This window comes from Streptomyces sp. NPDC053673 (genome assembly GCF_055585225.1).
The window spans coordinates 123,247-145,468 of record NZ_JBVJKN010000003.1 but is presented as its reverse complement, the minus strand read 5'-3'; the positions used below and the strand labels follow the sequence as shown (position 1 = coordinate 145,468).

17 protein-coding genes and 3 pseudogenes are annotated in these 22,222 nt (G+C 68.7%); 16 read left to right on the top strand and 4 right to left on the bottom strand.

Features of this window, described 5'->3' with window-relative positions; all coding sequences use genetic code 11:
• The first annotated feature begins 470 nt into the window (after positions 1-470).
• From ACZ6ZQ_RS06530 to ACZ6ZQ_RS06520, 3 genes are all read left to right on the top strand, one after another.
• Complete coding sequence (locus ACZ6ZQ_RS06530) at positions 471-860, top strand: VOC family protein (protein WP_469767440.1); 390 nt, start codon at positions 471-473, stop codon at positions 858-860.
• A 417-nt stretch (positions 861-1,277) separates the two neighbouring features.
• Positions 1,278-2,363, top strand: a complete 1,086-nt coding sequence (locus ACZ6ZQ_RS06525) for an S-(hydroxymethyl)mycothiol dehydrogenase (protein WP_469767439.1) — start codon at positions 1,278-1,280, stop codon at positions 2,361-2,363.
• Positions 2,360-2,992 carry an MBL fold metallo-hydrolase gene (locus ACZ6ZQ_RS06520; RefSeq protein WP_469767438.1) on the top strand — a complete coding sequence of 211 codons (633 nt, stop codon included), beginning with the start codon at positions 2,360-2,362 and terminating at the stop codon, positions 2,990-2,992. The genes ACZ6ZQ_RS06525 and ACZ6ZQ_RS06520 overlap by 4 nt, the downstream gene beginning before the upstream one ends.
• A gap of 33 nt (positions 2,993-3,025) precedes the next feature.
• Here ACZ6ZQ_RS06520 and ACZ6ZQ_RS06515 read toward each other — a convergent pair.
• Together ACZ6ZQ_RS06515 and ACZ6ZQ_RS06510 are read right to left on the bottom strand one after the other, a co-directional pair.
• A pseudogene (locus tag ACZ6ZQ_RS06515) lies at positions 3,026-3,238 on the bottom strand (L-serine ammonia-lyase, iron-sulfur-dependent, subunit alpha); the annotation flags it as partial.
• A gap of 141 nt (positions 3,239-3,379) precedes the next feature.
• Positions 3,380-3,547 (bottom strand): annotated as a pseudogene (locus tag ACZ6ZQ_RS06510) (serine dehydratase beta chain); the annotation flags it as partial.
• A 115-nt stretch (positions 3,548-3,662) separates the two neighbouring features.
• Here ACZ6ZQ_RS06510 and ACZ6ZQ_RS06505 point away from each other — a divergent pair.
• The 3 genes from ACZ6ZQ_RS06505 (at position 3,663) to ACZ6ZQ_RS06495 (ending at position 6,450) form a co-directional block, all read left to right on the top strand.
• Positions 3,663-4,025, top strand: a complete 363-nt coding sequence (locus ACZ6ZQ_RS06505; RefSeq protein WP_469767437.1) for a bifunctional 3-phenylpropionate/cinnamic acid dioxygenase ferredoxin subunit — start codon at positions 3,663-3,665, stop codon at positions 4,023-4,025.
• Entirely contained in the window at positions 4,022-5,194 is a 1,173-nt protein-coding gene (locus ACZ6ZQ_RS06500; protein WP_469767436.1) for an NAD(P)/FAD-dependent oxidoreductase, read from the top strand. The genes ACZ6ZQ_RS06505 and ACZ6ZQ_RS06500 overlap by 4 nt, the downstream gene beginning before the upstream one ends.
• A gap of 122 nt (positions 5,195-5,316) precedes the next feature.
• Entirely contained in the window at positions 5,317-6,450 is a 1,134-nt protein-coding gene (locus ACZ6ZQ_RS06495; RefSeq protein WP_469767435.1) for an aromatic ring-hydroxylating oxygenase subunit alpha, read from the top strand.
• Between the two features lie 184 nt (positions 6,451-6,634).
• Here the strand turns inward: ACZ6ZQ_RS06495 and ACZ6ZQ_RS06490 are convergent, their stop codons facing one another.
• A complete protein-coding gene (locus ACZ6ZQ_RS06490) occupies positions 6,635-7,432 on the bottom strand; it encodes an IclR family transcriptional regulator (RefSeq protein WP_453661141.1) in 798 nt (265 codons plus the stop codon).
• 141 nt (positions 7,433-7,573) lie between these two features.
• Here ACZ6ZQ_RS06490 and betA point away from each other — a divergent pair, with 141 nt between their 5' ends.
• Together betA and ACZ6ZQ_RS06480 are read left to right on the top strand one after the other, a co-directional pair.
• Complete coding sequence (gene betA / locus ACZ6ZQ_RS06485) at positions 7,574-9,232, top strand: choline dehydrogenase (RefSeq protein WP_469767434.1); 1,659 nt, start codon at positions 7,574-7,576, stop codon at positions 9,230-9,232.
• Positions 9,229-10,053, top strand: coding sequence for a methylenetetrahydrofolate reductase (locus tag ACZ6ZQ_RS06480; protein WP_469767433.1), 825 nt, complete (start codon positions 9,229-9,231; stop codon positions 10,051-10,053). The genes betA and ACZ6ZQ_RS06480 overlap by 4 nt, the downstream gene beginning before the upstream one ends.
• 122 nt (positions 10,054-10,175) lie before the next feature.
• Here ACZ6ZQ_RS06480 and purU read toward each other — a convergent pair whose 3' ends face one another.
• Positions 10,176-11,048, bottom strand: a complete 873-nt coding sequence (gene purU / locus ACZ6ZQ_RS06475) for a formyltetrahydrofolate deformylase (RefSeq protein ID WP_469767432.1) — start codon at positions 11,046-11,048, stop codon at positions 10,176-10,178.
• 221 nt (positions 11,049-11,269) lie between these two features.
• Here purU and ACZ6ZQ_RS06470 point away from each other — a divergent pair, with 221 nt between their 5' ends.
• From ACZ6ZQ_RS06470 to ACZ6ZQ_RS06435, 8 genes and pseudogenes are all read left to right on the top strand, one after another.
• On the top strand, positions 11,270-12,739 hold the full coding sequence (locus tag ACZ6ZQ_RS06470) for an aldehyde dehydrogenase family protein (RefSeq protein WP_469767431.1): 1,470 nt from the start codon (positions 11,270-11,272) through the stop codon (positions 12,737-12,739).
• Between the two features lie 20 nt (positions 12,740-12,759).
• Positions 12,760-13,848 carry a quaternary amine ABC transporter ATP-binding protein gene (locus ACZ6ZQ_RS06465; RefSeq protein WP_469767430.1) on the top strand — a complete coding sequence of 363 codons (1,089 nt, stop codon included), beginning with the start codon at positions 12,760-12,762 and terminating at the stop codon, positions 13,846-13,848.
• A complete protein-coding gene (locus tag ACZ6ZQ_RS06460) occupies positions 13,848-15,836 on the top strand; it encodes an ABC transporter permease subunit (RefSeq protein ID WP_469767429.1) in 1,989 nt (662 codons plus the stop codon). Before ACZ6ZQ_RS06465 ends, ACZ6ZQ_RS06460 begins: the two co-directional genes overlap by 1 nt.
• Before the next feature lie 50 nt (positions 15,837-15,886).
• The gene (locus ACZ6ZQ_RS06455) at positions 15,887-16,885 is read left to right on the top strand and encodes an ABC transporter substrate-binding protein (RefSeq protein ID WP_469767653.1); all 999 of its coding nucleotides are present in this window, start codon (positions 15,887-15,889) and stop codon (positions 16,883-16,885) included.
• A gap of 183 nt (positions 16,886-17,068) precedes the next feature.
• Positions 17,069-19,507 (top strand): GcvT family protein, encoded by a 2,439-nt coding sequence (locus ACZ6ZQ_RS06450; protein ID WP_469767428.1) that lies wholly within the window; start codon positions 17,069-17,071, stop codon positions 19,505-19,507.
• Between the two features lie 50 nt (positions 19,508-19,557).
• Positions 19,558-19,671 (top strand): annotated as a pseudogene (locus ACZ6ZQ_RS06445) (bifunctional methylenetetrahydrofolate dehydrogenase/methenyltetrahydrofolate cyclohydrolase); the annotation flags it as partial.
• A 32-nt stretch (positions 19,672-19,703) separates the two neighbouring features.
• The gene (gene glyA / locus ACZ6ZQ_RS06440) at positions 19,704-20,981 is read left to right on the top strand and encodes a serine hydroxymethyltransferase (RefSeq protein ID WP_469767427.1); all 1,278 of its coding nucleotides are present in this window, start codon (positions 19,704-19,706) and stop codon (positions 20,979-20,981) included.
• On the top strand, positions 20,978-22,210 hold the full coding sequence (locus ACZ6ZQ_RS06435; protein ID WP_469767426.1) for a sarcosine oxidase subunit beta family protein: 1,233 nt from the start codon (positions 20,978-20,980) through the stop codon (positions 22,208-22,210). Before glyA ends, ACZ6ZQ_RS06435 begins: the two co-directional genes overlap by 4 nt.
• The last annotated feature ends 12 nt before the right edge of the window (positions 22,211-22,222 follow it).

Genomic DNA, 22,222 nt, shown 5'->3' with positions numbered 1-22,222 from the left:
ATTCGGTTGCACTGCTTCCGGTGAGGATGACACCCCGGCAAGCGACCGGAGTTCGTATACGGTTTGACTATCGCTCTTGTGGCATATCTCACCGTCAAATCCGCCATCGCCTCCCGGGATTTGAGACACGCAAGCCCCGCCGAATCGGGCGGGCCGCACGGGCAACCGCCGGTAACACCGTGGAGGACGGTGCGCGGCCGCTCGAAGGAGTCACGCGTTCCTGCGGCGACCGCGCGCACCGGCACCGGCACCGGGGCGCGTTCGGCGGTCTGCGCCTCGATCAACGGCATCAACTGGGCCATGAGCGCGGGCCGGACACTTCCTCGACTCCGTCGGTATGGCCGCAGCCCTCATCAACACCGCCGACTCACTTCGTGGACAACAGCGACTAGGATCTACGGAGACATCGCGTGTCGGTCACCGGCTGGGTGAGGCATGGAGGTGTCAGGAGATGCCCTCGGAGGCATTCCTTGTCAGTTGAGTTGAACCACACGATCGTCCACGCCCGGGACAACCGGGAGTCAGCAGAGTTCTTCGCGGACCTGCTGGGCCTTGAGATCACCGCCGAGTGGGGCCCGTTCATCGCGGTCGACCTGAGCAACGGCGTCACGCTGGACTTCGCCACGATCCCCGCGGACAAGATCACTCCCCAGCACTACGCTTTCTTGATCTCTGAAGAGGAGTTCGACGCGGCGTACGCGCAGATCACACAGCGCGGCATCGAGCACTACGCCGACCCGCGCCAGCAACAGCCCGGCACGATCAACCACAACGACGGCGGCCGCGGCGTGTACTTCATGGACCCGGTGGGCCACGCGATGGAACTCATCACCGTGCCGTACGGCGGCTGGACCTCGTAAGCACATGCCCCGAGGGCCGCACCCGAGCACCGGGTGCGGCCCTCAACCGCTGCTTGTGCCCGATGTGCTCGCGGCGCCGATCCGACCTGGCCGAGCACCGCGCGCGTTGCCGCAGGTGGTCTTCTCATGGTGGGCGTCGCCGAGCAGCACGACATCGCCTGCGGCGGCTTCGGCTTCGCCGTGACCGGGCCCTACGCCCGCCCGGCGTCTTCACGCCCACCACGCACGAGACTGGACTTCGGATGGTCCGCGCGCGTGGCCCGGCCACCCGGACGGGCGATGCAATCCGGCTGCGCCTGACGCGTAGCATCCTTGACCGCGAGTCCGGTGTCCGTGATGCTGTTGTTGCGGTCAATGGAATGCGTGCCGTAATGAGCAACTCATGCTCCATGGATTCAGACCAGTCGAGGAGTGGCCATGGCTCACCAGGTCCGTGCTGTTGTCGCGCGGGGCAAGGGCGCCCCTGTCAGCCTGGAAACGATCACCGTGCCTGACCCCGGCCAGGGTGAAGCCCTGGTGAAGGTCGAGGCCTGCGGGGTCTGCCACACCGATCTGCACTATCGCGAGGGCGGCATCAACGACGAGTTCCCCTTCCTGCTGGGCCACGAGGCGGCGGGCCGGGTCGAGGCGGTCGGCGAGGGGGTCACCGACCTCGAGCCAGGCGACTTCGTCATCCTGAACTGGCGTGCGGTCTGCGGTCAGTGCCGGGCCTGTCTGCGGGGGCGGCCCTGGTACTGCTTCAACACCCACAACGCCAAGCAGAAGATGACCCTTGCCGATGGCAGCGAGCTGTCCCCGGCCCTGGGAATCGGCGCCTTCGCCGAGAAGACGCTCGTGGCGGCCGGGCAGTGCACGAAGGTCGACGACAGGGCGTCGGCCGCGGTCGCGGGACTCCTGGGCTGTGGTGTGATGGCGGGCATCGGCGCCGCGATCAACACCGGCCAGGTCGGCCGTGGCGATTCTGTCGCCGTCATCGGCTGCGGTGGCGTCGGCGACGCGGCGATCGCCGGGTCGCGGCTCGTCGGCGCGGCGAAGATCATCGCGGTGGACATCGACGCGCGGAAGCTGGCCACCGCGAAAAAGCTCGGCGCCACCCACACCGTCAACTCCAAGGAGACCGATCCGGTGGAGGCGGTCCGCGAACTGACCGGCGGCTTCGGCGCGGACGTGGTCATCGAGGCCGTCGGCCGTCCGGAGACGTACCGACAAGCCTTCTACGCTCGTGACCTGGCCGGGACCGTCGTCCTCGTCGGCGTCCCCACCCCCGATATGAAGCTCGAACTGCCGCTTCTGGATGTCTTCGGACGCGGCGGAGTGCTCAAGTCCTCCTGGTACGGCGACTGCCTTCCCAGCCGCGATTTCCCGATGCTGATCGACCTCCACCTGCAGGGGCGACTGGATCTGGAGGCGTTCGTGACCGAGACCATCGCACTCGACGACGTCGAGAAGGCCTTCGAGCGGATGCATCGCGGTGACGTCCTGCGCTCGGTGGTGGTCCTGTGAGGTCCGCCCGCATCACGCGACTGGTCACCTCCGGCACCTTCTCGCTGGACGGCGGCACCTGGGACGTCGACAACAACGTGTGGATCGTCGGCGACGACAGGGAGGCGGTCGTCATCGACGCAGCGCACGACGCGGACGCCATCGTGGATGCGCTCGACGGCCGTACTCTGCGCGCGATCGTCTGCACACACGCCCACAACGACCACATCGACGCCGCCCCGGCGCTCGCCGACCGAACCGGCGCTCCGATCCTGCTGCACCCGGACGACCTGCCGCTGTGGAAGCAGACCCACTCCGAGCGGCTGCCCGACGCCGAACTGGCGGACGGGCAGGTCCTGACCGTGGCCGGTGCCGATCTCACCGTGCTGCACACACCCGGCCATGCGCCCGGCGCGATCTGCCTGTACGCACCGGCTCTGAACGCGCTGTTCAGCGGTGACACGCTCTTCGCGGGCGGGCCGGGGGCGACGGGTCGGTCGTACAGTCACTTCGGCACCATCATCGAGTCGATCCGCGACCGGCTGCTGACGATGCCCGGCGATACCGTCGTGCACACCGGCCACGGGGACACGACCACTATCGGCGCGGAGGCCCCGCATCTGCAGGAGTGGATCGACCGCGGGTTCTGACGCGGGTTCCGATCGCCTCGCGGCGGGCTCGGGTCAGCACTCGATGACGTTGACCGCGAGCCCTCCGCGCGAGGTCTCCTTGTACTTCACCTTCATGCCGGATCCGGTCTCGCGCATGGTCTTGACGACCTTCCCGACCTGGTCCGGCATGCCGCCGAGCGCTTCGGCAAGACCGGCGGCCGCCATGGAGCATGCCGGCCCGTCCTCGCCCTGACAGCCCACCTCCGCCCCGGAGATCGAGGCGTTCCCCTCGTTCACGACCAGGGTGCAGAGATCGACCCGGTCCACCGTCCGGATCCGCGGCAGCCCGGCGCGCGTACGTGTCCTCAGCTTGCCACCGTCGTGTCCCAGAGCCTGGAACCGCCGCACCGGGCCGGCGTTGGGCAGCATGCCGTCATCGTCCAGCGCGGTGACGAAGAGGCGGGCCGCTTTCATGGGCCCCACGGTGTGTGAGCTCGACGGCCCGACACCGACTTTGAACAGGTCGAAGACGCTGTTCGCCCCGTCGTTTCTCCCGGCTGGTTGTTGTGCTCTGTGCGCAGCGTTGCGTAACAAGCAACATGAAGCAAGGGGTCGGAGTGTCTGGGGGACGCCTTGACAAGGGTTTGGGGGGACCTCAAACTGGCGTTGCGCTTACCGCAATCCGTTTCGCTATATGCACCGAGGTGTCATGATGATTCCCGCGTGCCGTCTCGCGGATCTGCCACGAGGCGAGGCCTGCCGGCTCGACATCGATCCGCCCGTGTCGGTGTTCCACACCGATGAGGGCGAGATCTTCGCCATCGACGACACGTGCACCCACCAGGATGCGTCGCTCGCTGACGGCTGGCTGGAGGGGTGCGAGGTCGAATGCCCGTTGCACGCCTCGAAGTTCGACCTCCGGACCGGGGCCGTCGATTCGCCGCCGGCCAAGCTCCCCGTCCGCACCCACCAGGTCCTTGTCGAGGACGGCATGATCTATGTCCTGCCGTCCACGGAGGCCCCGAACCTGCCGCCCTGCATTGCGGCGCGGCTCGCCGGAGGTGCCGTGTGAGAACCGTGGCCGTGGTGGGTGCCTCGCTCGCCGGACTTTCGGCCGCACGCTCACTGCGGAAACAGGGCTACGACGGACGGCTGGTCGTGATCGGCGACGAGCCGCACCGCCCCTACGACAGACCGCCGTTGTCCAAGGAGTTCCTCGCCGGCGAGATCGGTGAAGCGGATCTCGCGCTGGAGGCGGAGGGAGAGGACCTGCAGGCGGAGTGGCTGCTCGGCGTCCGGGCCGCAGGATTCGACCGCACTGATCGCGCGGTGCGGCTTGCCGACGGCCGGTCCGTCCGGGCCGACGGGGTCGTCATTGCCACGGGTGCGACCGCGCGCATGCTGCCGGGCGGCGACGGCCTCGCCGGCGTGCATACGCTGCGCACCCTGGACGACGCCCGCGCCCTGCGGGTCGACCTGGCCCGGGGCGGGTCTCTGGTGGTGATCGGCGGCGGGTTCATAGGCGCCGAGGTCGCCTCGACCGCGTACGGCCTGGGGCTCGATGTGACGGTCGTCGAGGCGGCGCCGACACCGCTGGCCGGACCGCTCGGCGAGGTCATGGGAGGCGTTGTCTCCACACTCCATGCGGACCACGGCGTACGCCTGCTGTGCGGCGTGGGTGTCCTCGGGCTCGCCCCGGCCGAAGGTGGCCGGAGGGTGAGTGCCGTCCTGCTCGAGGACGGTCGGCGACTCCCGGCCGACACCGTCGTCGTCGGCGTCGGCGCCCGCCCGTGCGTCGAGTGGCTGGACGGCAGCGGCCTGGTGCTGGACGACGGCGTCAAGTGCGGTGCGGACGGCCGCACCAACGTGGCTGCTGTGGTCGCGGTCGGGGACTGCGCCTCCTGGTACGACCCCGTCGCCGGGATCCACCGTCGCGTCGAGCACTGGACAGGCGCACGGGAACGGCCCGACGCGGCCGTGGCCGCACTGCTGTCCGGCGGTACGGCAACGCCGGGGGTGCCCAAGCCGCCGTACTTCTGGTCGGACCAGTACGGGGTACGGATCCAGTTCGCCGGGCATTCCGCCGGCGCCGACAGCGTGACGGTCGAGGAGGGGCTCCCCGACGACCGCAGTTTCCTCGCGGTCTACCGGCGGTCGGGGCATCCGGTCGCGGTCCTCGGCATGAATCAGCCCCGCCTGTTCACCCGCTGGCGCAAGCAGCTCGCTGTCACCAGGCCTTGACGCCACCGGTGTGGCGATCAGCACTGTTGAACGCCATTCGTTGCGTATTGCACAACGCCGTTCGGGCCTATCCGTCCCCGGCGTGACGACCGAACGACGACATTTCCCGCGAGGAGTGCACTGTGACCTCGACCAGCCTGCCGGACAGCCTGATCGCCACCCTCCCCGGCTCCTACTACACCGATCCCGGGATCTTCGCCCAGGAGCAGGAGCACATCTTCGAGACGATGTGGTTCTGTGCCGCGCGCTCCTCCGACCTGGCCGGGCCCGGCGCCTACCGGACCGTCGACGTGGGCCGCGAGAGCATCCTTGTCACGCGGGCCAGGGACAACTCCGTCCGTGCCTTCTTCAATGTCTGCCGGCACCGTGGCGCCAAGCTCTGCACGGAGGCGACCGGTGAGGCCAAGCGTGCCTTCCAGTGCCCCTACCACGCATGGACGTACGACCTGACGGGCAAGCTCGTCGCTGCGCCCAACCTCACGAAGATGCCCGACGTCGGCCGTGTCGAGTACGGCCTGGCGAGTGTGGCCACGCGTGAGTGGCTCGGCTATGTCTGGGTCTGCCTGGCCCAGACGCCGCCCTCCTTCGAGGAACAGGTCGTCGGCGAAGTCGTCGCACGCCTCGGCGACGTGGAGTCGATCGACCACTACGACATGGGGAACCTCGAGGTCGGCAGGCGGATCGTCTACGACGTCAAGGCGAACTGGAAGCTCATCATCGAGAACTTCATGGAGTGCTACCACTGCGCCACGATCCACCCGGAACTCACCGAGGTACTGCCCGAGTTCGCCGACGGCTACGCCGCGCAGTACTACGTCGGCCACGGCGCCGAATTCGGCGCGGAGATCAAGGGCTTCACCGTGGACGGCTCCGAAGGTCTGGACCGCATCCCCGGAATCTCCGAGGACCAGGACCGCCGCTACTACGCGATCACCGTCAGGCCGCAGGTGTTCATCAATCTCGTCCCCGACCACGTGATCTTCCACCGGATGTACCCGGTCGCCGCCGACCGCACGATCGTCGAGTGCGACTGGCTCTACCTCAAGGGCGTGGTGGACAGTGGCAGGGACGTCAGCCGGTCCGTGGAGCTCTTCGACCGGGTCAACCGGCAGGACTTCGACGCCTGTGAGCGCTGTCAGCCCGCGATGAGTTCTCGCCTGTACGCCAAGGGCGGTGTGCTCGTACCCAGCGAGCACCACATCGGCGCGTTCCACGACTGGATACACGAGCGCCTCGGCACCCGGCAGTCCGAGTAGACCCCGGAGCGGGAGCAGCGGCCACGGCGCGCACGGCACCGCGCGAGGACCGGAGACGACGCCGCGGGTGCGGCAGACAGACGCGCGGGGACGATGCTGCCGAGCACGGCAGGGAGCAAGACCTGGGCCGCCGCCGGGGACCCCGCGGCGACCCACGCCCTGCGCATGGGGCGCGTCCGGGTGGTCAGCCCAGGTACCCCATCCGGTGGCTGATCTCCTCCGCCCCGCCCAGCAGCAACGGGGCGACCTCGCGCATGCGCTCCTCGGTCAGCCGGTACGAAGGTCCGGAGGCACTGAGCGCCGCGATGACCTCGCCGTCCCGGTTACGGACGGGCGCGGCCAAGGCGTGCAGCCCGATCTCCAGCTCCTCCAGGGTCCAGGCGTACCCGCGTTCTCTGGCCTCGGCGAGGTTCTTCTCGAGCTTCGTCTTCGCGGTCAGCGTGTTCGGGGTCACCTTCTTCATGCCTGCCTGCGCCAGGAGATCGGCACGTTCCTTTGCGGGCATGTGGGCCAGCAGGATCTTGCCGCTGGAGGTGGCGTGCAGCGGGGTCAGCTGGCCGACCCAGTTGTGCGCCGCGACCGCCGCCGGGCCGCGAACCTGGAAGAGATTGATCGCGAAGTGCTCCTGCATGACGGCGATGTTGACCGTCTCGCCGATCTCCTCCGCGAGGCGCTCGCAGACCGGTCGGCCCTGCTGCGTGATGTCGATGCGGCCGGTGACCGCGCCGGCCAGGCGGACGATGCCGAAGCCGAGGCGGTACTTCCCGCGTTCGCCCGCCTGCTCCACCAGGCCGCGCGCCTCCAGCGCGCCGAGCAGGCGGAACGCGGTGGATTTGTGGACCTCGATCTCGGCCGCCACGTCGCTGACGCCCGCTTCACCCTGCTGGGCAAGGATCTCCAGCACGCTGATGGCGCGGTCGACGGACTGGACCCCGCCGGGCTGCGTTCCTGTCGTTTCGTTATCTGTGCTGTAGTTGCTCACAGCGAAACTATACGCGCAGTAAACAACGATTGCCTGAGGCGCACGACCTCAGAAGTTGCGCGGCTCGCAACCTGGTGCGTATAGCGATACCCGTATTAGCATGCCACGCGTATCGAACCGCGCGATCGAGACGAGGCAGCCATGGCTCCCCAGCAGTACGACTTCGTCATCGTCGGCGGCGGATCGGCCGGCAGCGCACTGGCGAACCGGCTCTCCGCCGATCCGGGCAACCGCGTGCTGGTGCTGGAGGCCGGCCGGCCCGACTATCCGTGGGACGTGTTCATCCACATGCCCGCGGCGCTGACCTTCCCCATCGGCAGCCGCTTCTACGACTGGAAGTACGAGTCCGAGCCCGAGCCCCACATGGGTGGCCGGCGCGTCTACCACGCCCGCGGCAAGGTGCTCGGCGGTTCCAGCAGCATCAACGGCATGATCTTCCAGCGCGGCAACCCCATGGACTACGAGCGCTGGGCGGCCGACCAGGGGATGGAGACCTGGGACTACGCGCACTGCCTGCCGTACTTCCAGCGGATGGAGAACTGTCTGGCGGCCGGACCCGACGACGAGTTCCGCGGCCACGACGGCCCCCTCGTCCTCGAACGCGGCCCCGCCTCCAGCCCGCTCTTCCCCGCCTTTCTCGAGGCCGTCCAGGAGGCCGGGTACCCCCGCACCGACGACGTCAACGGCTACCGGCAGGAAGGCTTTGCGCCCTTTGACCGCAACGTCCACCGTGGACGCCGTCTGTCGGCTTCGAAGGCGTACCTCAAGCCCGTGAGGAGGCGGCCGAATCTCGACGTCAGGACCCGTGCCCTGGTCACTCGCGTGATCTTCGAGGGCAAGCGTGCCGTCGGTGTCGAGTACCAGCGCGGCAGGGGACGGGTCCAGCAGGTGCGGGCCCGCGAGGTCATCCTCTGCGGCGGTGCGATCAACTCCCCGCAGCTGCTGCAGCTCTCCGGTGTCGGGAACGCCGAGGAGCTGCGCGCTCTCGGCATCGACGTCGTCCACCATCTGCCGGGCGTCGGCGAGAACCTGCAGGACCACCTGGAGGTGTACGTCCAGTACGCCTGCAAGCAACCGGTCTCCATGCAGCCGTACATGAAGTGGTACCGCTATCCCTTCATCGGACTGCAGTGGCTCTTCCGCAAGGGCCCGGCCGCGACGAATCACTTCGAGGCCGGCGGCTTCGCCCGCAGCAACGAGGACGTGGACTACCCCAACCTGATGTTCCACTTCCTGCCCGTCGCGGTCCGCTACGACGGCTCCGCGCCTTCCGGCGGGCACGGCTACCAGGTGCACGTCGGACCCATGTACTCCGACGCGGTCGGCTCGGTGAAGATCAAGAGCAAGGACCCGCGCGAGCACCCGGCCCTGCGCTTCAACTACCTGTCCACAGAACAGGACCGGCGTGAGTGGGTCGAGGCGCTCCGGGTGACCCGCAAGCTCCTGAACCAGCCCGCGCTCGCCCCGTACAACGACGGAGAGATCTCGCCCGGGCCGTCCGTGGAGAGCGACGAGGAGATCCTCGCCTGGGTGGCGAAGGAGGGCGAGACCGCCCTGCATCCCTCCTGCACCTGCAAGATGGGCACCGACGAGATGGCCGTGGTCGACCCGGAGAGCATGCGGGTGCACGGCGTGGAGGGGCTTCGTGTCGTGGATGCCTCCGTGATGCCGTACGTGACCAACGGCAACATCTACGCACCCGTGATGATGATCGCGGAGAAGGCTGCCGACCTCATTCTCGGCAAGGAGCCGCTGCCGCCCTCCAAGGCCCAGTACTACCGGCTCCGCGACCCGCGGTGAGAACACTGCTGAAGAGCGTCCGCTACGAGGTCCTGCCGGCGAAGTCCACGCACGACAAGGTCCTCGCCCATGTGCCGCCGGACGTGGTGGTCACGGTCACCGCGTCCCCGGTCAAGGGCCTGGAGCCGACGCTCGATCTCGCGACCCGGCTGGCAGCGCACGGTTACCGAGTCGTACCGCATGTGCCGGCCCGGCTGCTGCGGGACGGAGCCCATGTGGCGGAGGTGGTGCACCGGCTGCGGGAGGCGGGGGTGGACGACGTCTTCGTACCGGCCGGTGACGCCGATCCGCCCGCCGGCCCGTACGAGGGTGCGCTGCCCGTGCTGCGGCGGCTCGGCGAACTGGGCAGCCCCTTCGCCAGGGTCGGTATCACCGGCTACCCGGAGAGTCATCCGCTCATCGACGACGACATCGCCGTTCAGGCGATGTGGGACAAACACGCCCATGCAACGTACATCGTCAGCAATCTGTGCTTCGATCCGCGCCTGCTCGGGGAGTGGGTGACGCGGGTACGGCGGCGCGGTGTCACGCTGCCGATGCATGTCGGGGTGGCCGGGCCCGTCGAGCGGACGAAACTGCTGTCGATGGCGGCGAAGATCGGTGTGGGGGAGTCGACGCGCTTCCTGGCCCGGCACGCCTCCTGGTTCGTGCGCTTCGCCGCGCCGGGCGGCTACTCGCCGGAGCGGTTGCTGCGGCGCAGTGCGGCGGTGCTGACCGCGCCCGAGGCGCTGGTGGCGGGCCTGCATCTCTTCACGTTCAACCAGATCGCCGAGACCGAGCGCTGGCGGCGCGGCATGCTGGAGTGCCTCGACGGTTGGTAGTTCCCGCAACCGGGCTCCGGACCCTGCGCCCCGATCCGCCGGTGGGACTCCGCGGAGCCCCGTCGGCGGATCGACGACACGCCCGATGGACGGAACAACGCCCGTCGGCGGCCGCGTACGGCTCAGCGGAAGACGATGGTCCGGTTCCCGTGCACCATGACGCGGCTCTCGCTGTGCCACTTCACCGCATGCGCCAGCACCTGTGCCTCCACGTCCCGCCCGACCGTGACCAGCGCGTCGGGGGTGAGCGAATGATCCACGCGGACCACGTCCTGCTCGATGATCTGGCCCTCGTCCAGGTCCGGCGTCACATAGTGCGCCGTGGCGCCGACGAGCTTCACGCCGCGCTCGTACGCCTGCTGGTAAGGGCGTGCGCCCTTGAAACTGGGGAGGAACGAGTGGTGGATGTTGATGGCGCGGCCCTCGAGTTGCTTGCACAGGTCGTCGGAGAGGATCTGCATGTAGCGGGCGAGCACCACCAGGTCGACGTCCAGCTCGCGCACCAGCTCCAGAAGGCGCGCCTCGGCGACTGCCTTGGTGTCCCTGGTCACCGGGATGTGGTGGAAGGGGATGCCGTATGTCCCGGCCAGCTCCTCGAACTCCTCGTGGTTGGAAACGATGGCCGGGATGTCGATGTTGAGTGCGCCGGTGCGCCGGCGGAAGAGCAGGTCGTTCAGGCAGTGGCCGAACTTCGAGACCATGATGAGCGTACGGGTCGGGGTCCGGGCGTCCCGCAGGGTCCACGAGATCCGGTAGGCCTCGGCGACCGGGCCGAAACGGTCACGCAGATTCTTCACGTCGGCGTCCGGGTCGGACACCTCGAAGTGGACCCTCATGAAGAAGCGTCCCTGAAGCCGGTCGTCGAACTGCTGGCTCTCCAGGATGTTGCCGGAGTTCCTGACCAGGTAGCCGCTCACGGCGTGAACCAGCCCCGCCTGGTCCGGGCACGAGAGCGTGAGGATGTATTCACGGCCAGGTTGCGGTCGAGGGGACATGAGCAGCCTCCGTTGGTGCGTATTGCACAACACGGTGAGTGATGCGCAACATCGTCGGGCCGGAGTGGCCCTTGGTCAAGGGAGGCGGTGCAACTGCCCCCCCGGGGTGGAATCCACCCCTCTCGCCCTCTTGACGCAGGTCACGCGTTCGGGTCAAGGTGTTCCACCACAAGCAATGCGGTGCATGATGCGCAACGAACTTCGCTCGAAGGGCTCCGCTCGTGGCAGACCTGTATCTGGACGGAGAGTGGTGCGATCCGGTGGCCGGAGGCCACCGGGAGATCCGCTGTCCCGCGGACGGCACGCTTGCGGCGGTCGTCTCCGAAGGGACCCGGGCGGACAGTGAGGCCGCGATCGACGCCGCCCGCCGGGCGTTCGACGCAGGACCCTGGCCGCGCACCCCCGAGCGGGAGCGCGGCGCGCTGCTGCTGCGTACCGCCGATCTGATCGAGCGCGACGCCAAGGAGTTCGCGCGCGCCGAATCTCTGGACACCGGCAAGCGGCTGGTGGAGAGCGAGTACGACATCGCCGATGTGGTCTCCTGTTTCCGCTATTACGGCGGGATCGCGGGCACCGGCGCGGGCCGGGTGGTCGACACCGGGCGCGACGACGCCGTCAGCCGCGTCACCTACGAGCCGGTCGGCGTGTGCGGGTTGATCACCCCGTGGAACTACCCGCTGCTCCAGGCCTCGTGGAAGGTCGCTCCTGCTCTGCTGGCCGGAAACACGATCGTTCTGAAGCCGAGCGAACTCACCCCCTCCACCTCGATCCTCCTGATGCGGGCCCTTGAGGAGGCCGGTCTGCCGGCCGGGGCCGCCAACCTCGTACTGGGCTCCGGTCCCGAGGTGGGCGCACCGCTGTCCGAAGTTCCCGCCGTCGACATGATCTCCTTCACCGGTGGCCTGGACACCGGGCGGCGGATCATGGCCACAGCCGCCGCGACCGTGAAGAAGGTCGCTCTCGAACTGGGCGGCAAGAACCCCAACGTCGTCTTCGCAGACGCCGATTTCGAGACCGCGGTGGACTTCGCTCTCACCGCGGTCTTCCTGCACTCGGGGCAGGTGTGCTCGGCCGGGGCCCGTCTGATCGTCGAGGACTCCCTCCACGACGCCTTCGTCGACGAGGTCGTGCGCCGTGCCGGTCGCATCCGCCTGGGCGGCCCCTTCGACCCCGAGGCCGATACGGGACCGCTGGTCTCCGCACAGCACCGGGAGAAGGTCGAGGCGTACGTCGCGGCGGGCCTTGCCGAGGGCGCCGTACTGCGCTGCGGCGGCAGCCGCCCCGAGGACCCCGCCCTCCGCAACGGCTACTACTACCCGCCGACCGTGCTCGACGACTGCCACCAGGACATGCGCGTGGTGCACGAGGAGTCCTTCGGCCCCGTGCTGACCGTCGAGCGCTTCAGCGGCGAGGACGACGCCGTACGCATCGCCAACGACACCGAGTACGGACTCGCCGGAGCCGTATGGACGCAGGACGCGGGCAAGGCGCAGCGCGTCGCGCGGCGGCTGCGCCACGGCACCGTGTGGATCAACGACTACCACCCCTATGTGCCGCAGGCGGAATGGGGCGGCTTCGGGCACTCGGGCGTGGGCCGGGAACTGGGCCCGACCGGTCTGGACGAATACCGCGAGGCCAAGCACATCTGGCAGAACATCCAACCCCGGCCGCAGCACTGGTTCCGCGGCTGAATGCCGAAGAGAGGTCGACCGTGACCCCAGCACAGACCGAACTGCCGCAGCCGCGCGGTATGTCCAAGGACCAGAACCGGCCCCCGGTCATCTCCGTGCGCGGGCTGTGGAAGGTGTTCGGGCCGAAGGCCGACCAGGTGCCGGAGTCCGAGGAGCTGTGCGGGCTCACGCGTCGCGAGCTCATGGACCGCACGGGGTGCACCGCCGCCGTACGGGATGTGAGCTTCGAGGTGTCGCCCGGCGAGGTCTTCGTCGTCATGGGCCTGTCCGGCTCCGGCAAGTCCACGCTGGTGCGATGTCTCACCCGACTGATCGAACCCACCGCGGGCGAGGTCGACTTCGAGGGCGAGGACATCCGCGGCGCGGACGCCGGACGCCTGCGCGAGCTGCGGCGCCGCAAGTTCTCCATGGTCTTCCAGCACTTCGGTCTGCTGCCGCACCGCAGGGTCGTCGACAACGTCGCGTACGGCCTGGAGATCCGCGGCATGGGCAAGGCCGAGCGCAACCGGCGGGCCCAGGAGGTCGTCGAACTGGTGGGCCTCGCCGGGTACGAGAACTCCTACCCCGACCAGCTCTCCGGCGGCATGCAGCAGCGTGTCGGTCTCGCTCGGGCGCTCGCCGGTGATCCGGACGTGCTCTTCTTCGACGAGCCGTTCTCCGCGCTCGACCCGCTGATCCGCCGTGACATGCAGAACGAGGTCATCCGCCTGCACCACGAGGTCGGCAAGACCATGGTCTTCATCACCCACGATCTGTCCGAAGCGCTCAAGCTCGGCGACCGCATCCTCATCATGCGCGACGGCAGGACGGTCCAGTGCGGCACGGGTGACGAACTGGTCGGGGCGCCCGCCGACGACTACGTTCGCGAGTTCGTCCGGGACGTGCCTCGCGCCGAAGTCCTGACCCTGCGCTGGATCATGCGCGAACCCGAGCCCGGCGACGCCCTCGACGGCCCCGAGCTGGGCCCCGATGTCGTGGTGCGTGAGGCGACGCGGGCGGTGCTCGCCGCGGACAAACCGGTCAAGGTCGTCGAGGACGGGCGGTTGCTGGGCATCGTCGGCGACGAGGAGATCCTCGCGGTCGTCGCCGGACAGGAAGGCGGTGCGTGATGGCTGTCGCCGCCGGCGCGGCCGCCCCGGTCGCCGCCGCACACCGAGTCCGCCGCCGCGTCGTGGTGGCCGGGATACTGATCGCCTGGCTGGTGCTGTTCTCCGCCCTGCGCGGGCGGCAGACACTGGCCCTGGCGGCGGCCGATCTGACGGATCTGCACCGCTGGTTCAACTCGGTCAACGACACGATCGGGGCGAACCGCAACAGCAATCCGGTCTTCCTCTACTTCTTCAACGAGATCCGGCTGGTCATCGACAACCTCGTCACCTTCATCCAGTCGCTGATCTCGCAGCCGACGGGCGACCGCCCGGTTCCGGTCATCGGCTGGCTGGGCGTCGTCGCTCTCGCCGGCTACGTCTCCTGGGCCTTCGGGAACATCCGCGTCGCCGCCCTGGCCGTGGCCGGGTTCGCCTTCCTCGGGCTGCAGGGACTGTGGCAGGAAAGCATGGACACCCTGGCACTGACCCTGTCGGCGGTCCTGGTCTCCCTGCTCATCGGGATCCCGCTCGGGGTCTGGGCCGGGCTCTCCGACCGGGTGAACCGTGCCATCACGCCGTTCCTCGACTTCATGCAGACGATGCCGACCTTCGTCTATCTGGCCCCGCTGACGCTGTTCTTCCTCATCGGCCCGGCATCCGCCACGATCGCCACGCTCATCTACGCGGCGCCTCCGGCCATTCGTATCACCGCGCACGCCATCCGTTCCGTGCCTGCCGCCACCGTCGAGGCCGCCGAGTCGCTGGGGTCGACCAGGCGGCAGACGCTCGCCAAGGTGCTGCTGCCCATGGCCAAGCGGACCGTCGTGATGGGCGTGAACCAGACCATCATGGCCGCGCTGTCCATGGTCACCATCGCCGCCCTGATCGACGCGCCCGGCCTGGGGCAAACCGTCGTCAAGGCGCTCCAGACCCTCGACGTCGGCGTGGCCTTCAACGCAGGGCTCGCCATCGTGGTCATGGCCATCGTGCTGGACCGGGTGACGACCGCGGCGGGTGACCGCGTGGAGGCCGCGAGGAAGCGAGGAACCGGCCGCTTCACGCAGTGGCGCCGGCCGCTGCTGATGGCGGGCGGTGCAGCGGCAGCGGTGTGCGTGTGGCTCTCACACACCTATGTGTGGGCAGCCGAGTTCCCCGGTGACGCCGGAGTCGGCAGCGCGATCGCACGCACAGCGGACTCCGTCACCCAGTGGTCGCAGGACACCTTCGGCGGACTGACCAACGGAACCAGGGACCTGATCACCACCGCGCTGCTCAACCCCTTCGAGACGCTGCTCACCGAGTCCCCGTGGTGGCTGGTCGGCGTGGTCCTCGTCGCGGTCGGCGCGGTGCTCGGCGGGTGGCGCGCGGGTGCCACGGCGGCCGGCTGCGTGGCCCTGCTCGTGGCGACCGGAGTGTGGTCGGACAGCATGACGACGCTGGCCTCCACGGCGGTGGCGACCCTGATCGTCATGCTGCTCGGTGTTGTGGTCGGCGTCTGGATGGGCCGCAGTGCCCTGGCCGACCGGCTGATCAGACCGACCCTGGACGCAGGCCAGACCATGCCGTCGTTCGTGTATCTGGTGCCGTTCCTGGCACTGTTCGGCGCCACTCGCTTCACGGCGATCATCGCCGCGGTCGTCTTCGCGGCCCCCGTGACGATCAAGATCATCGCGGACGGTGTGCGAGCGGTGCCGGAGACCACGGTGGAGGCCGCCACGGCAGCCGGCTCCAGCACCTGGCAGATCATCACCAAGGTCCAGCTCCCCATGTCACGCAGCGCCCTGACGCTCGCCACCAACCAGGGCCTGATCTATGTCCTGTCCATGGTGGTCGTGGGCGGGCTGGTCGGTGCGGGCGCCCTGGGCTACGACGTCGTAGCCGGTTTCTCCCAGGGCGAGTTGTACGGCAAGGGCCTCGCGGCAGGCCTCGCCATCGTCCTGCTGGGGGTCATGTTCGACCGGATCACTCAAGCAGCGGCACGGCGCACGACGACGCCCGCCGCCCGCTAGGCCGGCCCCAACCCGGCAGCCACAGGAAGAAGCACAGGAGGCAGCACATGATGCGGAACTTCATTACGCAGTCGCGGCGCGCGAGACGTCGGACCGTGGTAGCCGGTCTTGCGGCCCTGGGCCTGGCCGCCGTGACCGGTTGCAGCGGCGCCAAGGTCGGGGAGTCGGGGTCGGGCGCGTCGGGCGGCGCCTCCGGCAAGTGCGGCACGTTCAACCTCGCGGTCAACCCCTGGGTCGGCTACGAGGCCAATGCGGCGGTCATCGCGTACGTCGCCGAGAAGGACCTCAAGTGCAAGGTCACCAAGAAGGACCTGAAGGAAGAGGTCGCCTGGCAGGGCTTCGGCACCGGAGAGGTGGACGCCGTCGTGGAGAACTGGGGCCACGACGACCTGAAGAAGAAGTACGTCACCGACCAGAAGACCGCGGTGGTCGCCGGCCTGACCGGCAACAAGGGCGTCATCGGCTGGTTCGTGCCGCCGTGGCTGGCCGAGAAGTACCCGGACATCACCGACTGGAAGAACCTCAACAAATACGCCGCCAATTTCAAGACGTCGGAATCCGGGGACAAGGGCCAGTTCCTCGACGGTGATCCGTCGTTCGTCACGAACGACGCCGCACTGGTGAAGAATCTCAAACTTGACTACAAGGTCGTCTACGGCGGCAGCGAAGCGGCTCTGATCCAGGCGTTCCGACAGGCCGAGGCCAAGAAGAGCTGGGTGATCGGGTACTTCTACGCGCCCCAGTGGTTCCTGTCGGAGGTCGACCTCGTGAAGGTGAATCTCCCCAAGTACACGGCCGGTTGCGACGCCGATGCGGAGAAGGTCGCCTGCGACTACCCCGAGTACCAGCTCGACAAGATCGTCAGCAAGAAGTTCGCCGACTCCAAGAGCCCCGCCTATGACCTCGTGAAGAACTTCACCTGGACGAACGAGGACCAGAACCTCGTGGCGAAATACATCGCCGAGGACAAGATGTCGCCGGAGGCGGCGGCCAAGAAGTGGGTGGATGCCAACCGCGACAAGGTCGACGCCTGGCTCGCGAAGAGCTGATCCACAAGGACGGGCCGACAAGCACAGCCGTGCCCGGCGGGCTGCCGTGACAGCCCGCCGGGCATGGCTCGTTTTCTGCCCTGGTAGGGCGGTGAAAGCCCCCTTGACACCCACCTCGGTGACCGGCATCGTGAGTTGCGCAACCTGAAGCTTGTTGCGTTGACAGCAACTGGAGGTTTGGTGATGGCGGGACCCCGAGTGGTCATCATCGGAGCGGGCGTCGTGGGAGCGGCCCTCGCCGACGAACTGTCCTTCGCAGGCTGGACCGACATCACGGTCGTCGATCAGGGGCCCCTCCCCGCGACCGGTGGATCCTCGTCCCACGCACCGGGACTTGTCTTCCAGACGAACTCCTCGAAGACCATGACCGAACTCGCCCGCTACACCGTCGAGAAGTTCTGCAGCCTCGACGTCGACGGGCAGCCCTGCTTCCTGCAGGTCGGGGGACTCGAGTTGGCCACCACCCCCGAACGGCTGACCGAGCTGCACCGCCGCCACGGCTGGATCACCGCCTGGGGTATCGAGTCCCGGCTGCTGAGCCCCGACGAGTGCATCGAACGTCACCCGCTGGTGGACCGTGAGCGCGTCCTCGGCGGCCTGCTCGTCCCCACCGACGGCCTGGCCAGGGCCGTGCTCGCCGTCGAGGCCCAGATCCGGCGCGCGACCGAGCGCGGCGTACGCTTCCTCGCCCGCCATGAAGTCCTCGACGTCGTACAGAGCGAGGGCAGGGTCAGTGCGGTCGTCATCGATCAGGGTGAGATCCCCGCCGACATCGTCGTGTGCTGCGCCGGCATCTGGGGCCCGAAGATCGCCCGCATGGTCGGCATGAACCTGCCCCTCACCCCGCTCGCCCACCAGCTCGCATGGACCGGCCCCGTCCCCGCCCTGGAGGGCCAGGCCGAGGAAGCCGTCCGGCCGATCCTCCGGCACCAGGACGCGGACCTGTACTACCGCGACCGCTTCGACCGCATCGGTATCGGCTACTACGGGCACCGGCCCATGCCCGTCGACCCGGAGGACATCGCCTCGGTGGACGAGGCCGAGCAGATGCCCTCCGTCATGAAGTTCACCGAGGACGACTTCGCAGACGCCTGGGCCGAGACCCGGTCCCTGCTGCCCGCGACCCGCGACGCCAAGATCGAAGAGGGCATCAACGGCCTCTTCTCCTTCACCACGGACGGACTGCCGCTGCTCGGCGAATCACCGGATGTGAAGGGCTTCTGGGTCGCCGAGGCGGTGTGGGTCACCCATTCCGCGGGCGTCGCCCGCGCGGTGGCCGAATGGCTCGTGGACGGCCACTGCTCGTCGTTCGATCTGCACGAGTGCGACGTCAACCGCTTCGAGCCGCACCAGCTCTCCCCGGAGTACGTGCTGGCCCGCGACTGCCAGAACTTCGTCGAGGTCTACGACATCCTCCACCCCCTCCAGCCGGCCGGTGCCCCACGGCCCCTGCGCACCAGCCCCTTCCACGCCCGCCAGCAGGAACTCGGCGCCTTCTTCCTGGAGGCCACCGGCTGGGAGCGGCCCCACTGGTACGAGGCCAACGCGACCCTGGTGGCCGGCCGGTCCATTCCGACGCCCAACGACTGGGCGGCTCGCTACTGGTCGCCCATCGTCGGCGCCGAGGCCCAGACGACGCGCGAGACCGTGGCGATGTACGACATGACGGCACTGAAGCGCCTGGAAGTCACCGGCCGAGGCGCCGCAGCCTTCCTTCAGCGGCTGTGCACCGGCAACGTCGACAAGTCGGTCGGGTCGGTGACGTACACGCTTCTCCTGGACGAAGACGGCGGCATCCGCAGCGACATCACCGTCGCCCGGCTCGGCCGCGATCACTTCCAGGTCGGCGCCAACGGCAACCTGGACCTCGACCGGTTCGGCCGCCACCTGCCGGCGGACGGGTCGGTCCAGGTGCGCGACATCACCGCAGGCACCTGCTGCATCGGCCTGTGGGGCCCGCTGGCCCGCGAGGTCCTCCAGCCGCTCGCCGACGCGGACTTCTCCAACAACGGTCTGAAGTACTTCCGCGCAAAGCGCGCCCACATCGGCTCCGTCCCCGTCACCGCGATGCGCCTTTCGTACGTCGGCGAACGCGGCTGGGAGCTGTACACCACCGCCGACATGGGCCTGAAGCTGTGGGACACCCTGTGGCAGGCCGCCCAGCCCCTCGGCGGCATCGCCGCGGGCCGCGGCGCCTTCAACAGCCTCCGTCTGGAAAAGGGGTACCGCTCCTTCGGCACCGACATGACCTATGAGCACGACCCCTACGAGGCGGGGCTCGGCTTCGCCGTCAAGCTCGACAAGGACGACTTCATCGGCAAGGCCGCGCTGGAGCGTCGCAAGGCGGATGTGCGGCGCCGGCTGACCTGTCTGACCATCGACGACCCGCAGGCCGTGGTCATGGGCAAGGAGCCGGTGTACGACGGCGACCGCCCTGTCGGCTATGTCACCAGTGCCGCCTACGGCTACACGATCGGCAAGGGCATCGCCTATGCATGGCTGCCCGCCGAACTCGCCACGACCGGCACCGCCGTGCACATCGGCTACTTCGACCGGCGCGTGGAAGCGGTCGTCGCCGACGAGCCGCTGTTCGACCCCTCGATGTCCCGCCTGCGCGGCTGAGCCGCACCCGTAGCAAGTGGCTGAGGCGCACCCGTAACAAAAGGAGCGATGTGAACGCACGCATCCTGGACGGCAGGCGGACCGCAGCCGTGATCAGCACCGAACTCACCGAGCGCGTGGCCGAGCCGGCCGCGCGGGGGATCACCCCGGGCCTCGGCACCGTGCCAGGCCCTGAGGCCGCCGAGAGGAACGCCGCATGAACCCGCTGAACGTGCCGCTCGCCGAGCTGGACCCGGAGGTCCACGCCGCCGTCCGCGCCGAGCTGGGCCGCCAGCAGTCCACGCTCGAAATGATCGCGTCGGAGAATTTCGCCCCCTCGGCGGTCATGGAGGCACAGGGGTCGGTCCTGACGAACAAGTACGCCGAGGGCTACCCGGGCCGTCGGTACTACGGCGGATGTGAACACGTCGACGTGACCGAGCGGCTGGCCATCGAGCGGGTCACGTCCCTCTTCGGCGCCGGATTCGCCAATGTGCAGCCGCACTCGGGCGCCCAGGCGAACACCGCTGTCTTCTTCGCCCTGCTGAAGCCCGGGGACACCGTCCTCGGCCTCGACCTCGCGCACGGCGGCCACCTCACCCACGGCATGCGCATCAACTACAGCGGCAAGATGCTCAACGTCGTGCCCTACCACGTGGACGAGACCGACAACCTGGTCGACATGGACGAGGTGGAACGGCTCGCCAAGGAACACCGCCCCAAGATGATCATCGCGGGCTGGTCGGCGTATCCCCGGCAGCTGGACTTCGCCGCCTTCCGGCGGATCGCCGACGATGTGGGCGCGTATCTCATGGTCGACATGGCCCACTTCGCGGGCCTCGTGGCCGCCGGACTGCACCCCAATCCCGTACCGCACGCCCATGTCACCACCACGACCACCCACAAGACGCTCGGCGGCCCACGCGGCGGCGTCATCCTCACCGACGACGCCGACCTCGCCAAGAAGATCAACTCGGCGGTGTTCCCCGGAATGCAGGGCGGCCCGTTGGAACATGTCATCGCCGCCAAGGCGGTGTCGTTCAAAGTCGCCGCCTCGCCCGGGTTCGCCGAGCGCCAGGCCCGTACGCTCGCCGGCGCCCGCATCCTCGCCGAACGGCTGACCCGGCCCGACGCGGCGGCCGCCGGGGTCAGCGTCCTCACCGGAGGTACCGACGTCCATCTGGTCCTGGTCGACCTGCGCAACTCCGAACTGGACGGGAAGCAGGCCGAGGACCTGCTCCACGGGATCGGCATCACGGTCAACCGCAACGCCGTCCCCTTCGACCCGCGCCCGCCCATGGTCACCTCAGGGCTGCGCATCGGCACCCCGGCCCTGGCCACCCGCGGCTTCACGGACGAGGACTTCGCCGAAGTCGCCGATGTGATCGCGCTCGCTCTCCAGCCCGAGCCGGATGTCGCCGCGCTCCGCGCCCGTACGGAGGCACTGGCCGCCAGGTACCCGCTCTACCCGCACCTGATCGGAGACGCCCGATGAGCCCCCGCACCCCGGGCGCCGACCTTCCCGAACACCCCGCCCGGCTGTGGCGCACACCCGAGCCGAAGCGGTCGTACGACGTGGTGATCGTGGGTGGTGGCGGCCACGGTCTCGCGACCGCCCACTACCTGGCGAAGAACCACGGCATCACCAACGTGGCAGTGCTGGAGAAGGGCTGGCTCGCGGGCGGCAACATGGCCCGCAACACCACGATCATCCGCTCCAACTATCTGTGGGACGAGAGCGCCGGCATTTATGAGCACGCCCTCAGACTGTGGGAAGGGCTCGCGGACGAACTCGACTACCCGATCCTCTTCTCCCAGCGCGGTGTGCTCAACCTCGCCCACAGCCTCCAGGACGTCCGCGACAGCGTGCGCCGCGTCGAGGCCAACCGGCTCAACGGTGTCGACGCCGAATGGCTGGACCCGCAAGCCGTCAAGGACGTCTGCCCGATCGTCAACACTTCGCCGGACGTGCGGTATCCGGTGATGGGGGCCACCTATCAGCCGCGGGCCGGAATCGCCAAGCACGATCACGTCGCGTGGGGACTGGCCCGATCCGCCGACGCCGCCGGTGTCGACATCATCCAGAACTGCGAAGTCACCGGAATCGACATCCGGGGCGGACGGGTCGTCGGCGTGCAGACCACGCTCGGCCCCATCGCCGCCGGCAAGGTGGCGCTCTGCTCGGCAGGTCACTCCTCGGTGCTGGCCGCCATGGCGGGCTTCGAGCTTCCGCTGCAGAGCCACCCGCTGCAGGCATTGGTCTCCGAGCTGCTGGAGCCGGTGCACCCCACCGTGGTCATGTCGAACGCGGTGCATGTGTACGTCAGCCAGGCCCACAAGGGCGAACTGGTGATGGGCGCCGGCATCGACTCGTACAACGCCTACACCCAGCGTGGAGCCTTCCACATCATCGAGCATCAGATGTCCGCCGCCCTGGAACTCTTCCCCGTCTTCGCCCGCGCCCATGTGCTGCGTACCTGGGGCGGCATCGTCGACGTCAGCCCCGACGCCTCGCCGATCATCGGGATCACCCCGGTGGACAACCTCTACCTCAACTGCGGCTGGGGCACGGGCGGTTTCAAGGCCACCCCGGGCGTCGGCTGGGTCTACGCCCACACCATCGCCCACGACACCCCCCACGCGCTCAACGCCCCCTTCTCGCTCGACCGATTCACCACCGGCGCGCTCGTCGACGAGCACGGCGCGGCCGCGGTCGCCCACTGAGGAGCCGAATCG